This window comes from Pantoea sp. EABMAA-21 (assembly GCF_030053335.1).
Lineage (GTDB): Bacteria > Pseudomonadota > Gammaproteobacteria > Enterobacterales > Enterobacteriaceae > Pantoea > Pantoea communis.
This window is the reverse complement of sequence record NZ_JASGBX010000022.1, coordinates 1-12,996: the sequence shown is the minus strand read 5'-3', so window position 1 is coordinate 12,996 and position 12,996 is coordinate 1. Positions and strand designations below refer to the sequence as shown.

The following is a 12,996-nucleotide window of genomic DNA, read 5'->3' as shown; positions in this document are numbered from 1 at the left end:
ATCGATTACTGGGCCGGCCGCGGCGGCGTGACCGGTGCTGCCTGTGGTGCTGCTGCCGGCTGGTCCTTTACCCAGCCTGATTCCGCTTTGTAGCGCTCGTCGTAGCCGAGGCGGGCGTGCAGCGCGGCGGGAAGGTCGGCGGGCGCGTCCAGCTTCGCAATGCGCTGCTGGTCGTCACCGGTCAGCCGCACCACCACGTGCTCGCGCGGCACGGGCTGGCCGTTTGAGCGGTTGATGCCGTTGCCGCTGCCGATGGGCTGCGCACCCTCCGGGGTGAGCAGGTTAATCACCATCGGCGGCGCTTCCTTACTGTCGGGCAGGCTGACCAGCACGTGCTGATACCCACCGTCCTGCCGCACCACGCCCTGCAGGTAGTGGCCGTCGCCCTGAACCAGATAGAGGTCCGGCCGGCCGTCATCGCCCCACGCCGACATCACCGCCGTGCCGGCACGGTCGTTATGTTCCGGGCGCGGCGCCGAGAGCGGGTCGCCCGGGACGCTGCTGCCCTGCCCGTCCGGCTTCACCCAGAACAGGCCGTCCGCAGGCTTCGGTGGCGCATGGATATCGAGTCCGAGACGGCTCACCAGCGTGTGCTGTATCTGCGTGTAGCGGTTCACGTCCACGGCCGCGAGCCGCACCATGTCCTCAGCGCCGGTCTGCACGCGGGTGCCGCCGACCGGGGCCAGCGACCACTGATTGCGACGGGTCTGCACCTTTTCGTACTGGCCGCTGAAGTTGCCCTGCGCGTCCTTCATCGGCTTATTGACGGTGACCGGCTGCTCACCCATCCACTGCAGCGTGACCATGCGACCGGGCTGCAGGTGCGTCTCACGCAGCAGGCCGGCAAGCTCCTTACCCCAGAACGTCTGAGAGCCTTCTTTCGTACGCAGCGTAATAAAGGTGCTCTCGCTGGCGTCCTTTTCAAAGCGGAAGGGCGCCTGCCCGCAGGCGGTAACCTTACCGGTGACCGGCTCCCGGGCTTTTTCTGCCGGGGTGTGCACCGCCGGAGAAATCTTCGGCGCGGCGGGCTCAGGGGCCGGTGCAGAGGTTCGCTGAGGTGACGCTGTCACGGGTGCGACGTTCTGTACTGGCTCGCTGGCCCGCGCCGCCGTCGTTACGGGGGGAACCTCAGTCGCGCGCGGAGCCTGCGGGTCGCCGCGCACCGCATCGGCGGGGGCGGCTGGCGTGACGGGCTGACCCGCAGCTCGGCGGGCGGCGTCCAGGTCGGCCTGCTGGCTGGCGTTCTTCATGCTCACGTCCAGCTTGTTGGCCACGATGACGCCGATCGCAAACGCCTTGAACTCGTCGCTGCCGGTGAGTTCGATGCGGCCCTGATAGTGATTGGCGGCGGTCAGCAGCGCGGCAAGCACCTTCTCTTCGTGCGCGCTGGCGCCCTCCGCCATGACCAGGCGGTTACCGCGGTCTATAAACGCGGGCTCGCCGTCCAGCTTGTACACCACGCTTTTGCCGTCCGGGTGCCTGTCATGCGTGACGCGGCTCAGCAGCTTATCGGCATCGATGCGGGAAGACGTCGCCCCGGATGAGGCGGGCATATCCTCTTCCTGCGACGCCACGCGCGGCGCGCCGACCAGAATGGCGTTTTCCTCACCTAAGGATGCGGCCGCCGGTGAAGGTGGCGCGTCAGAACGTTGCGCCAGCTCTGCGCGCAGGTCGGCCTCCAGCGCCTCGCTTTCCTGCGAAGGCCAGCGCGCATTTTCAGTATCGTTACCCTGCGACCACATTTCCGTCAGCGCGATCCGCTCATTAATGAGCGCGCCCGTCCGCATGGCCAGCACGTCCGTGTCCAGACTGGCCGCTTCGTCTTTCAGCGCACGCAGACGCGCATTGATGTCGGTAAAGCCCGCGCTGAAGTCCGGAGAGCCTGCTGTGGCGGCAGCCGCCGGCTGTTCGGCGCTGGCAGGAAGCACCGGTGGTGCCTCATGTGGCTGAACGTCAGGCACGTCCGGGGCCGGAGCTGAATCAGCGGCGGCAGTTGCAGCCTCTGCCACGGCCGATTCAGGAGCGGGCGTGACCTCAGCTGCGGCAACAGGAGCGGACGGTGCTGCTTCTGATGCAGGCGCATCCTGAACCGGTGTCATCGTTTCAGGTGAGGCAGAGGAGGTATCAGGGGATGCTGCTGCTCCTGGCTGTACCATCGGCTCCGGTGCGGGCGTGGCCTCAGCTGCGATAACGGGAGTGGTCGGTGCTGCTTCTGACGTTGCCGCATGCTGAACCGGTGCCATCGGCTCAGGGCCAGCCGGGGTGGCTGCTTTTTCGGGCTCTACCGCAGGCGCCGGTACGTCAGCGACCGCCGGAGCCGCTTCAGAAGGTGCCGCGGCAGAGGTGCGGGACGCAGCCAGTGCGGCAACGGCCGCGGTCACCGCCCGACCTTCCGTCTCGCCGGCGGCCAGGTCCAGACGACCAAACGCCGCCCAGGATGAATGAACGTCTGCGGGCGACTGCTCACCGGACAGCTCGGCGCGGCGCAGATCGTTGCGCACCTCGCGCAGCGCCCTTTCCAGCTGCGGTCGCGACAGCTCGCCGTCCGCCAGGCGGGTGTAAAGCGACTGGATCTGCGCCGGGATGGTTCGCACATCTGCCTGCCCGCTGCTGCGCAGAGACAGCGTGGTGTCGCTGTCCTTCAGGCCCGCGGCGCTCAGCGCACGGCTGAACATCCCCGGGCGTTCGCTCACCGCCAGCCCGTCGCCGGTCAGTCGGTCAAACACCGCCTGCGTTTCGCTGACGTAAGCGTCGTTGTAGGTGCCGGACTCGCGCACCTGGTTAAGTTCGCGCTGCAGGCGATCGGTGGTGTCCTGAAACGCCTCCGGGGTAATGCTTCCCTGAATCAGCGAGGACAGCGCTCCGCGCAGCTCGCCCTGTATCGCCGGCGGTGCGCGCAGGCTATCAGCCTCCGCCACCGGTGCAGCAGCTGGCGCTGCGGGTGCCGGCTGCGGGTGGGGAACGGCGGGCGCCTCTGCCACAGCAGGCGCCGGAACGACCGGATCTGGCACTGCGGTGACGTCAGCTGCATCAGCAGGAGTCGTCTGCGGCGCTTCGGGGGCCGGACTGTCCTGAACCGCGGCAACCGGTTCAGCAGCCACCGGTTCCGGTCTGAACGGTTCCGCCGCGGGTTTCTGATCAGGATTCATATTGCTGACAGCGCTGTCGACCAGCTGACCCAGCCGGGCAGCACTGTCATCGTATTTCAGATCAAGGCTTCTGACCGCTTCCGCATAGAGCCGGTTTAACGGGGTGATCGCCGTTTTCCTGTCAGGGGGATTATCAGCCGTTTCAACCAGCGTATGCCTGAGCAGAGCGGTCAGCCTTTCAGCTTCCTCTGGCTTGTTCTGCGCGCTGGCCAGACTGACCAGCTCTGAACGGATGGCGTCATAATGAACCGACACATCCGGTTTTTCCTGCAGGATTTCCGACAGCCTTGACGCGTCCTGAGCGGCATTATCTGACGCCCTTTCAATGTATTGCGCCATTTCGGCTCTTGACGCCCCTTCTGCAAAGCGCAGCCGGACGTTATCGATGAGGTCAGTGTTGACGATGGCGATATAGCTGTTGTCTTTCAGGGCATCAATGCCTGCCTCTTTCAGAATACGCATCCCTTCAGGGCTGCTGGCATACTGAAAAAATGGCGCATCGATTTTCTCGCAGCCGGCGAGCAGATCTCCATACCCCAGACGAGAGGTCTCCCCTTTCGCTGTCAGCTCCTGATCGACCGTTTTCCCGGCCTCTCTTATCCGGTCCCGCAGCGCATCCGTGAGTGAGGAACTGTCCCAGCGGTCCAGAATCACCGAATGAGAGGGTATCTCCAGTTCATACACGTGATAGTCCGGGTGGTTGATCTCCTCCATCGCATATTGCACGCCCGTAACGGAGTTATCGGTATAAAATCCGCGGCCCATGAAGTTCTGACCCAGACCAATTTTTTCAGGGTCAACGGCGCTGAAGGTGGCCGGTGAGCCGTGGTACAGGGTGATCGTGTCACGCACAGGCGCAGCGGGTGAATCATTCACCCTGCTGGCCGGCACGTCAGCGGCAGCCGGCGCTGGCGGTGTGGCTGGCGCGGCTTCAGGCTGCTGCGCCTTCAGGATGCGGTAAACGCTGGTCTGCCCGATGCCGAGCTGCTCCGCAATCTGCGCGGGCTTCAGCCCCTCATCGCGCAGCTTCAGAATTTCATCCGTTTTCTCTTTGGCCGCACCAGGGCGGCGTGCCGGAGTGGAGTCCGCTGCGGCGTCCGGGGACGCGGCGGGAAGATTGTCCGGCGCTGGCTGTGCGTCGTCAGGTGTGGCCATGGGGGCATCCTTATGGTTGAGCTGCTCAAGAGCCTGAGCAATGTCGGGAAGCAGCGTTTCGCGCAGGCGCTCAGCGCCGCGGAACAGGTGCAGGTCGTTAAAATCCGTAAAGCCGCGCTCGATTTCAGCGGCCGTCAGGTCCGGCAGCAGCACGGCGCCGCCGGTGGCTGCCGCGGCGCGGTTTGCCGACAGCACGCCTTTATTGATGTCTTTGGTGTGGTCAACGTCGGCCATAAACAGGTGCGGGCTGTCGGGGTAGCGGTTCTTCAGTACGTTCGCCACCGTTTCCATGTTCCCGGCGTCGATGGTCATCACCACCGGACGGCCGGTGACCATGTGCAGGCTGCGCGCGGTGGCGTATCCCTCCGCGTACAGGACGGGCTCGCCGTTGCGCAGCTCACCGCCCTCCACGCGGAAGTGCCCGGCCTTGGGGGCGTCCTTAAACAGGAACTTCTCACCGTCGGGCGGAATGTACTGCAGCGTGCGAAACGCGCCGTCTGCGTCACCGAACGGCACGACCAGCGCGCCGTTGCGCGTCTGGCGCACGTCATCCGCCACCGTGATGCCCTTGCGCACCAGATAGCCGTGCGCCGGGTCGGCCGCCGGCAGCCGCTCATACAGCGCCTTTGCCTTTGCGGTCTGCCGGGCGTACAGCGCGGCCTGCTCGCGGGCAAAGTCATCCTGCGACTGACGCATCACCGCGCGGATGTGCACGCGCGCCAGCGGGTCAGCTTTTCCTGCTCCGCCGCTGCTGGCCCTCCAGCGCGTGATGTCCTTGTCGTTCTCGGCGCGGTGGTAGTTGATGAACCAGCCGCCGGGCTTCACGCCGTCGAGAAAACCGCGATAGACGCCGTCTTTGTTCCCTTTTTTCCCGTCCGCCACCGGCACGCGGTGTCGCCGCCCGTCCATCACCGGCAGGCCGTCCAGCACCAGACCGCCGCTGGTCAGCGCGTCCAGAAACTCCGACTGCGGGTCGCCGCCGCCGCTGCTGCGGATGCTGCGGTCCGGCAGCCACTTCTGCAGCCGGCTCAGGTCGGCGCCCGGACGGGCGTACCAGAGCTGTGCCTCTTTATCCCACGTGATGGCGTTGCCCCCGTCCGGGTGTTTCCCGGCGTCGGCGCGCGCGGCGTCGCGCTGGTCCGGCAGGACCGCAAGCCATACCGGGTAGTCAGCTGTACTCATGATGCCTCCTGTTACAGGGTCAGAGACGGCTACTCACCGTCGGTGTAGCGCCGGTACCACCAGGGACGGCCGCTCAGGCTTTTGCCTCGTGCAATGCGGGCAAGACGCGTCAGCAGCTCGGTGACGCCCCAGCCGAAGGCTTTCAGCAGGCGGAACACGGCGATGATGCCGGTCACGACGTAAATCGTGTTCATGGCGGGAAAGCGGAACCAGAAGAGATAAAGCAGAAACAGCCAGGCGGGGATGCCGAGGAAGCTCAGCGGGCTGCCCGCCCACCGCCAGAACCCCGGCGGGTAATCCTCTTTTTTGAATTCACTCACGCGATGCCCTCCTCAAACTCACGGCGCTGAGGCGGCGACATCACCACCGCCAGCTCGGACTCGGCGATGCGCCCGGTGCGGAACAGCTGCCAGGCCTGATCCACGATGCGGCGCTTTTCCAGCCGGATGATGCTGTTGATGTGCGCGCCCCACTGCGACCACGGCATGCCGGCAAGCTTCTCGCGCAGGTAGTAGTCAAAAAGGATGTACTCGCGCACCGCCACGCGTTTTCCGTCGGTGGTGCGCAGCAGCGTCTGCACCACCACGTACTGCAGCACGCCCAGCAGCGACCAGGCCAGAGAGTCGCGACTCTCGTGCGGAAACTCGTTGATGAGGCGCGGAAACGCCTCGCCGGGTGAGTCGATGTGCGTGGTGGACAGCGTCAGGTGGCCGAGCTGCCCGGCGCGGATGCCCACGTCAATGGTTTCGCGGTCGCGCATCTCCCCCACCCCGATGACCGACGGCGCGCGTCTGAGGTCAGCGCGGATGCCGCTGGCGAAGTCGGGAATGTCCCTGCCGACCTGCGACTGCAGGGGCGGCAGCACGTCGTCCGGCCGTCCGAGGATGAACTCGATCGGGTCCTCTTTGGTGGTGACCTTGCGGTCCGGGTCCGTGTCCAGGCAGTAGCGGTAGGTCGCCGCCAGCGACGTGCTCTTGCCCGAGCCGGTAATGCCGCCCCACAGCCCCATGCCTTTGGCCGGCAGGAGGTTGGCCATCAGGTCCGGCTCAAGGCCGAGGCTCTCCAGCGGCGGGATATCGGACGGAATGACGCGCATTGTCCAGCCGATGGTGCTGTCCTGACGCCCCGCCGTCCCCTGCAGCAGGTTGACGCGATAGCGGATGCGCTCGCCGCGGTTCAGGCCCCAGCGGCCGGTCATGTCGCCGTCGAGCTGCATCGCGCGGTCAATGGCGACCCCGCCGCGCACCTTCGGCCGCAGCTCCGGGGTAAACACCTCGTCCATCAGCTTGGAAAGGGTGTCGTCCGCCACCGCGAAGGGGCTCGCCCTGAGCAGGCGGCCGTAGCGGCCCACCACGAAGTGGTTGTCGCCCTGCAGGTGAATGTCGCTGACGTTGTTACGCGCGCACCACACCATAAAGCCGCGCAGCGCGTCGGCGCTCAGCCCGCTGCCAAAGTCGTAAAGTTCCAGTCCTGAGGCTGACATCATCGCTTCTCCGTGTTGATAACCGGCTTCCACTTCGCCTTGTCGGTGACAAAGCCGGCGCGTGACTCCAGGCGACGCTCGCGGTCGCCGGTGGTGAGCTTGTTGCTGTCGCCGGTGACCGTCTGCTGACGCTCGGTGACCACCGGGGCGGTAATGAGGTTCTGACGGCGCAGCAGCACGTACTGCAGCATGCCGTTGTAGTCGCGCGTCAGGCGGTTGACGTTGGCCTCCAGCGTCTCGTCGGCGCTCTGACGCCCTTCCGCCCAGCCCTCGTTCACCGCCGCCTGCCAGATGTCGCGCTGCACGCCGTTCTCCGGGATAAGCCCGCCCACCGGCTCGTCCGGCGGCACGGTGCTGAGTCCGGCCATCAGCCAGCCGCGCCACGTCGGCGGATTGCTCACGAAGCGCTCGGGCTGAACAATTTCGTACACGTGGCTGGCGGTGCGTATCTGGTCGGGAGTGACGTGCGCCACGTCCACGGCCTCGGTGATGACCGGCGGCAGCCAGCCGCGTGGGCTGATAAGGGGCCGGAAGTCATAGGTGGCGTCCAGCTGCTTCGCGCGCGCCTCCAGGTCACGCCGGAGCTCCCACGCGCGCTGCGCCTTGCCCCCGCGAAAGCCGGTGGTCCGCCCCCCCTCGGTCAGCATCTGGCGGCGGTTGTCGGACACGTCTGACGTGTCACGCTTCTGCGGCGAGAGGTAGGCCTCAGGACCCGGCGGCGGTGCGCCGTCCGGCCCGGGCGCGGGCGACGCCTTCGTGAAGTGAAATCCCGCGCAGCCCGCCAGCAGCGCGGGCAGCAGCAGGACGGTGAGTCGGGCTTTCATCGGCGGTTCCCCTTCGCGTGTCGGGTCTGAACGTCTGGCAGAGACGGCATGAACTGCAGCACCATCTGCCCCGGGTAGGTGACGATCGTGGCGCGCCAGGCGGTCTGCATCTCAATCATGCGCATCGCGTTGGCATAGGTAACGCCCTGCACGTCGATGTTCACGGGCAGCGGCAGGCGCACGCCCGTGTAGCTGAAAGCCAGCCCGCGCGCCCGGGCGAGCTGGCTCAGGAGTTCCACCGCGTCACCGTTCCAGCTGAACGTGACGCGGTCGCTGTCGGCCCGGACGGACGCCACCGGCAGCGGCGTGCCGGCGTCGAGGTCGCCCTGGGTCCAGAGCTGCGTCATCTGCAGTGCCGTCCGGGATGGCGGGGTGGTCTGTGCCGCAGCCGGAGCGGCTGCGTGCTGTTGCGCGGGCAGCTGACAGCCGCACAGCAGCAGCACCGGCAGCGCGGTAATAAAGTGTTTGTTCATGTTGTCTCCGGGAGTTGCCGGTCTTCAGAAAGGGAGTTGCAGGCGGCGCCGTTCAGCGGCTGGCCATCCAGATGGAATAGACTTTTCGTGCATACAGCATGCGGCGGGCCTGATTGCCGTCCGCAAATCCGGCGTTGTAGCTGCCGAGGCACTGCCAGGTCAGGCCGCAGACCTGCAGGTGCTGCGCGAGGATCCAGGCGCCCGTCTGCACGTTAAGGCAGGGCTGCGTCAGGAGGTCGCGTTCATCGCTGATAACGCCCATGGCTTTGAGCTTTGCCAGGTGCGTGGAGTTGATCTGCATCAGCCCGAAATCCCTGCTGGTCACGCGCCCCTGCCGGTCGCGGTTGTAGCCGACCGCGTGTGGGTTCATACCGCTTTCCACCTGCGCGATGGCGCGCAGGAGCTGCGGTGACACGTGATAGCGGGCGCCGGCCTCGCGGAAGCAGTAGGCCTGTGCGGTGGCGGAGAAAAACAGCGCGGCCGCCAGCAACAGCAGCGTGCGCCAGAAGTGGGTGATTCGCATGGGTGAAATCTCCGGCACCGGGCAGCCGGGCCTGTGGCTATGACATCAGGAGGGGTAGTTATTCAGCAGGGAATTCTTTGAGCGCACGGTGCATCAGTATCCGCTCATCGAGCGCCTTTTTGCAGGCATCATCAGGGCGCCCTTCACTTTCGGCCTTCATCCTGCAGCTCAGGTCACTGTATCCGGTGACGGCCAGCGACAGACTGTGCATGAGTGCGTCAGAACGGTCGGAAAGGCAGCCGAACCACCCCGCGCTAAAGGTCTCGAAAGCCTTATCGCCTTTGACGGCTTCGCGAGTTAACGTTTGGTTCTCACGGGTACATTGATGCCTGAAGATTGCCTGCGTCAGGGGTAGCACGGACGCCTCGTCCTTCTGCCAGGGTGAGAAGTCAACGTCATACTGCCAGCTCAGATAGCCCACCGCGCAATACCAGCCGAAAAAAATACGCTGGCTGCTATGCCCGCCCGCTTTAACGTTACTTTCTGCATGATTCAGTTTCCTGTGAGTTCGATATAGCGCGCATATACCTTGCGGGCGTAGCGCATGCGAAACGGCTCGTTCGCGTTTTTAAAACCGGCGTTGTAGGCCCCGACTGACGTCCAGTTCACCCCGTTCTGCGCGATGTTTTTGGCCAGTATCCAGGCGCCGACGTGAATGTTCTGGCAGGCGTTGCCGAGCAGCACGTCACGGGTTATGCCCATCGGGCTTAACACCGGCAGCCAGGAGGAGTTGATTTGCATCATACCGAGGTCTTCGCTCAGCACCCGGCCGTTCTTTTTGTTGAGCCCGATGGCGCCGGGGTTCAGCCCGCTTTCGACTTCGGCAATAGCCTGCAGCAGCCGCCAGTCAACGCTGAATCGTACGCCCGCCTCACGAAAGCAGCGTGCGGTATCCGGCAGCACTTTCGCCGCATCCGTCATGCCCGCCACGGTCAGCAGCAGGCAAATCATCACAGCGCGCCACATAGCGACACCGCCACGAAGACCGGATAGAGAACGGTGATAAACGGCACGCCGCGCACGAACCGTCCCGCTATTGCGGTCAGCACCAGGCTCATGGCCAGACACGCGCCAGACCAGGTAGGCGTCAGCCAGGCGCCAATGGCCGGCAGCACGTACAGGTCACCCGAGGCCAGTGCCGGCGGCTGTGAACGTAACCAGGTGATGAGATTCAGCAGCAGCGCCGGCAGCAGCATAACCGCGGCACCCGTCAGGGCGGGGATGGCATCAGAACCGCCCGGCAGCAGCGTGGTCAGCGACAGCCAGGAGAGCAGGAAAATAATCAGGTCGGGCACCCACTGTGTCACGCAGTCGATATAGGCGGCGCTGGCCAGCAGCAGCACGAACAGGACAAAGGCCGGGTTGTGCGTCATAAGCCAGGCGGGGAACACGCCACCGCAGAGCATCATGGCAGCCAGCAGTGGCCGGATGGGTGCCACGTCCGGATAGGCCTGCGTTTCAGCCGCAGAGGCTTCGGCAGCTATCCGGGCGCTGGCGTAAAGCGCCGGCAGGTTAAAGGCGAGCATCAATGAGAAAATCAGTACGGCGGGAATAATCAGCATTGCATTACCTCACGTAAACCACATATCCGGCCGGAATAAAGTCAGGCCGGGCAAGCCGTCCGGACGGCGTGTTGATACCGGCCGCATCGCTCAGGCCAAAGTGCGAACTGTTTTCTGTGTCTGTCATCAGCTGGGCATAAACTCCCGGGCTGGCAGGCATAAAGACATACCCCGCACCGCCGCTGATGCGCAGCAAAATCGTGCTGCTCCGGGGCAGCCAGTCCGGCAGGGCTATCCGCGCGGCAGCATCCCCGTCGGCCGGAGTGCTGCTCGTCCAGAGATTGTTAAATGCAGAGACGTACTGGAGAAACTGCCCCGCCTGCTGACCCTGCGTCACGCGGTCCACGTTCTCGCGGGCGGATAAATTGATAAACATCAGGCAGGAAGTGGCTACCGCCAGCAGCATGGCTGCGAAGAAAACGGAAGATCGCATAAGTGTTCCGGGGTGAGGTGATGGAGCCTGACCGGGGGGAGCGGACAGGGGTTAACCCGCAGGAGGACGAGGCCCCGCGCAAGGCAGAATGCGTGAAATAGTTCCGGGCGTCAGAGCGGTCTGATTAAGACCCTCCGGGTATCGTTGGCCTGCACCGCACCGGGCGGAGGCAGACGCTTGCCCGCGCAGGCTGCCCGGGCCTGTATCCGGAGCAGATCAGTAGCCGCATTAATGAGTGCTTCTTCCCGCGTGGGCGCCGGGAGGGTCAGGTGTTCGAGGTCAGCAAAACTCACCGTAACGGCGCCGGCTTCCTCACACAGTTCCGCAGGATAAGGCACGAAGAGCGCCGCAAACTTCTGCGCCTGACGCCGTCTGACGTCAAGCTTGCTGACCAGCTGTGTGGCGCGCAGGTGCGTGTACCGCTTCAGCATATTCAGGCTTTTATGTCCGGAAATCGCAGCCACTTCCATTACGTTCAGCGTGCCCAGCTCAAACAGCCGGCTGACGGCTTCATGCCGCAGATCGTGGAAGTGCAGGTCTTCGATTTCGAGCCCGCCAAGTATGCTGCGCCATGCACTTTTAAAACCGTTAGAGGTGTAGCTGAAAACCGGACCGGAAAGCGCGCCCGTGCATTCGCGTAGCGCCTGACGGGCCTTATACGACAGCGGAACGTCGCGGGCGGTGCCGTTTTTCGTCATCGGCAGGTGAGCGATGCCCAGGTTCAGATCCACGTGCTCCCAGCGCAATGCCAGAATCTCCCCCTGACGCATGGCCGTTTCTAGCGCGAGCGTGAAAATCACCGACAGTTCGGCATTGCGGGTCCGTAACGCACGCCGGATCCGGCGCTCCTCAACAGAGGTCAGCCGGCGCGTACGCCCGGAGGAGGCCTGCGGCTTGCGAACGTGCTCAACCGGATTATGCGTGCAGGTGCCCCACTCGATACGCGCCAGATTATACAGCGCCGAGAGCAGCGCCATCTCCAGCCGTACCGTATTGGCGCTAACCGTGCGGCCTGTCCTGTCGCTGATCGTTGCCAGCCTCCCGTCCCGGTAGGTGGCAATGTCGACGGAAGTGATTTCATCCATGTTCTTTTCGGCCAGCGCTGAGCGTTTCAGCACATTGATGCGATAAAACTCCTGCAGGTGTCCCCGCTTGTGCACGGACACAACGCGACAGTATTTATCGAGCGCCTTTGATAAGGCCATTTTTCTTATGCGTTGTCTGACTGCCATATACCCCCCAAAAAGGGGGGGACGATACCACAATTCATCCTGACATCACTGCCAATCCGGTGTGTGGCGAGGCGCCAAAAGCGGTGCCTATAACCTTGGACAAAACGGTTATAAGGTGCTGGATACTGACACCGGCTTAATGATGCAGTGGGGATTCACATCTACTCATGGTGATGACTCGTCCGCCTGTTTTACAACCCCGTTCAAAACAGCTGTGCTGAATGTCAGCGTTGTCAGCATGGGGCGTCAGGTCCACGGTGACAATGGCCATGACTATATTGGCTCTGTGAATAAGTCATGCTTTACGTTTACCAGCGAACCCGGCGCCACCGGCACTTCATGGTTTGCGGTCGGTTATTAAAGCATTTTACCCCTCTGCCAATCCGGTGTGTGGAAGCAAACGTCCTCATCGCCTACAACGCAAATCAGATCGGCGGCAGCCTCCAAAACAGTTGCCGTTGACTGCGCCTCGGACGAGATACTCGTTGGCGGCGGTGCCGGTTGTAATTCCGGCTCTGATGAGCGCCTGAAATGGAGCCAGCCAACTGGTAATGGATGGGCGGCTGCGTGCCCCAATACAACCGTCACTGCCTATGCTATCTGTGCACATAGATAGTCACTGGTATGTATATACGGTGAAAGCACCCGGTGAGCATCCCTCGCTTGGTAGAGGGTTCGACACGATCGAATAGCTGGTATTGGCTGGAACCTGAAATGAAATCGTACCTGATTTAGACCAGGCCGGATTGTTGTCAGAAGCAGACGCTGCGCCTACGCCGCCTGCAGAAGCACTGAGCGCCCAGGTGTTCGTGCAGCCCTGCCCATCACCGAGATCCTTGTATACGATTGAATTGCCGCCCACGGCATAAACGGTGATGGTTGCGTTACCTGAGTTATACCCGTTGTACTGTGAAGTAAAACTGCCAACCCATGCATAACGGCCGTTGTTTTTCGGACCGTTCCACACACCGGATTGGCAG

The 12,996-nt window shown here is 63.7% G+C and carries 12 protein-coding genes and 1 pseudogene; 1 reads left to right on the top strand and 12 read right to left on the bottom strand.

Annotated elements, in window-relative coordinates; all coding sequences use genetic code 11:
• Positions 1-5: 5 nt before the first annotated feature.
• The 11 genes from QMZ65_RS22980 to QMZ65_RS22930 form a co-directional block, all read right to left on the bottom strand.
• Complete coding sequence (locus QMZ65_RS22980; protein WP_283216780.1) at positions 6-5,486, bottom strand: LPD7 domain-containing protein; 5,481 nt, start codon at positions 5,484-5,486, stop codon at positions 6-8.
• 29 nt (positions 5,487-5,515) lie between these two features.
• Positions 5,516-5,806, bottom strand: coding sequence for a conjugal transfer protein (locus tag QMZ65_RS22975; RefSeq protein ID WP_283216779.1), 291 nt, complete (start codon positions 5,804-5,806; stop codon positions 5,516-5,518).
• Entirely contained in the window at positions 5,803-6,972 is a 1,170-nt protein-coding gene (gene traJ / locus QMZ65_RS22970; RefSeq protein ID WP_349306772.1) for a plasmid transfer ATPase TraJ, read from the bottom strand. The genes QMZ65_RS22975 and traJ overlap by 4 nt, the downstream gene beginning before the upstream one ends.
• Positions 6,969-7,793, bottom strand: coding sequence for a type IV secretory system conjugative DNA transfer family protein (locus QMZ65_RS22965; protein ID WP_283216778.1), 825 nt, complete (start codon positions 7,791-7,793; stop codon positions 6,969-6,971). Before QMZ65_RS22965 ends, traJ begins: the two co-directional genes overlap by 4 nt.
• Positions 7,790-8,266, bottom strand: coding sequence for a DotD/TraH family lipoprotein (locus QMZ65_RS22960; protein WP_283216777.1), 477 nt, complete (start codon positions 8,264-8,266; stop codon positions 7,790-7,792). Before QMZ65_RS22960 ends, QMZ65_RS22965 begins: the two co-directional genes overlap by 4 nt.
• A gap of 52 nt (positions 8,267-8,318) precedes the next feature.
• Positions 8,319-8,789: a lytic transglycosylase domain-containing protein gene (locus QMZ65_RS22955; RefSeq protein WP_283216776.1), complete on the bottom strand. Its 471-nt coding sequence runs from the start codon at positions 8,787-8,789 to the stop codon at positions 8,319-8,321.
• Between the two features lie 58 nt (positions 8,790-8,847).
• Positions 8,848-9,210 carry a hypothetical protein gene (locus QMZ65_RS22950; RefSeq protein WP_283216775.1) on the bottom strand — a complete coding sequence of 121 codons (363 nt, stop codon included), beginning with the start codon at positions 9,208-9,210 and terminating at the stop codon, positions 8,848-8,850.
• A 71-nt stretch (positions 9,211-9,281) separates the two neighbouring features.
• Positions 9,282-9,710 carry a lytic transglycosylase domain-containing protein gene (locus QMZ65_RS22945; RefSeq protein WP_502921544.1) on the bottom strand — a complete coding sequence of 143 codons (429 nt, stop codon included), beginning with the start codon at positions 9,708-9,710 and terminating at the stop codon, positions 9,282-9,284.
• A 29-nt stretch (positions 9,711-9,739) separates the two neighbouring features.
• Complete coding sequence (locus QMZ65_RS22940) at positions 9,740-10,351, bottom strand: prepilin peptidase (protein WP_283216773.1); 612 nt, start codon at positions 10,349-10,351, stop codon at positions 9,740-9,742.
• 4 nt (positions 10,352-10,355) lie between these two features.
• Complete coding sequence (gene pilM, locus QMZ65_RS22935; protein WP_283216772.1) at positions 10,356-10,784, bottom strand: type IV pilus biogenesis protein PilM; 429 nt, start codon at positions 10,782-10,784, stop codon at positions 10,356-10,358.
• Positions 10,785-10,894: 110 nt separating this feature from the next.
• Positions 10,895-12,016 carry a site-specific integrase gene (locus QMZ65_RS22930; RefSeq protein ID WP_283216771.1) on the bottom strand — a complete coding sequence of 374 codons (1,122 nt, stop codon included), beginning with the start codon at positions 12,014-12,016 and terminating at the stop codon, positions 10,895-10,897.
• A 139-nt stretch (positions 12,017-12,155) separates the two neighbouring features.
• On the opposite strand from QMZ65_RS22930, the gene QMZ65_RS25405 reads away from it, so the two are divergent.
• A complete protein-coding gene (locus QMZ65_RS25405) occupies positions 12,156-12,377 on the top strand; it encodes a gp53-like domain-containing protein (RefSeq protein WP_502921543.1) in 222 nt (73 codons plus the stop codon).
• A 255-nt stretch (positions 12,378-12,632) separates the two neighbouring features.
• On the opposite strand, the pseudogene QMZ65_RS22925 reads toward QMZ65_RS25405, so the two are convergent.
• Positions 12,633-12,996, bottom strand: a pseudogene (locus QMZ65_RS22925) (shufflon system plasmid conjugative transfer pilus tip adhesin PilV); the annotation flags it as partial.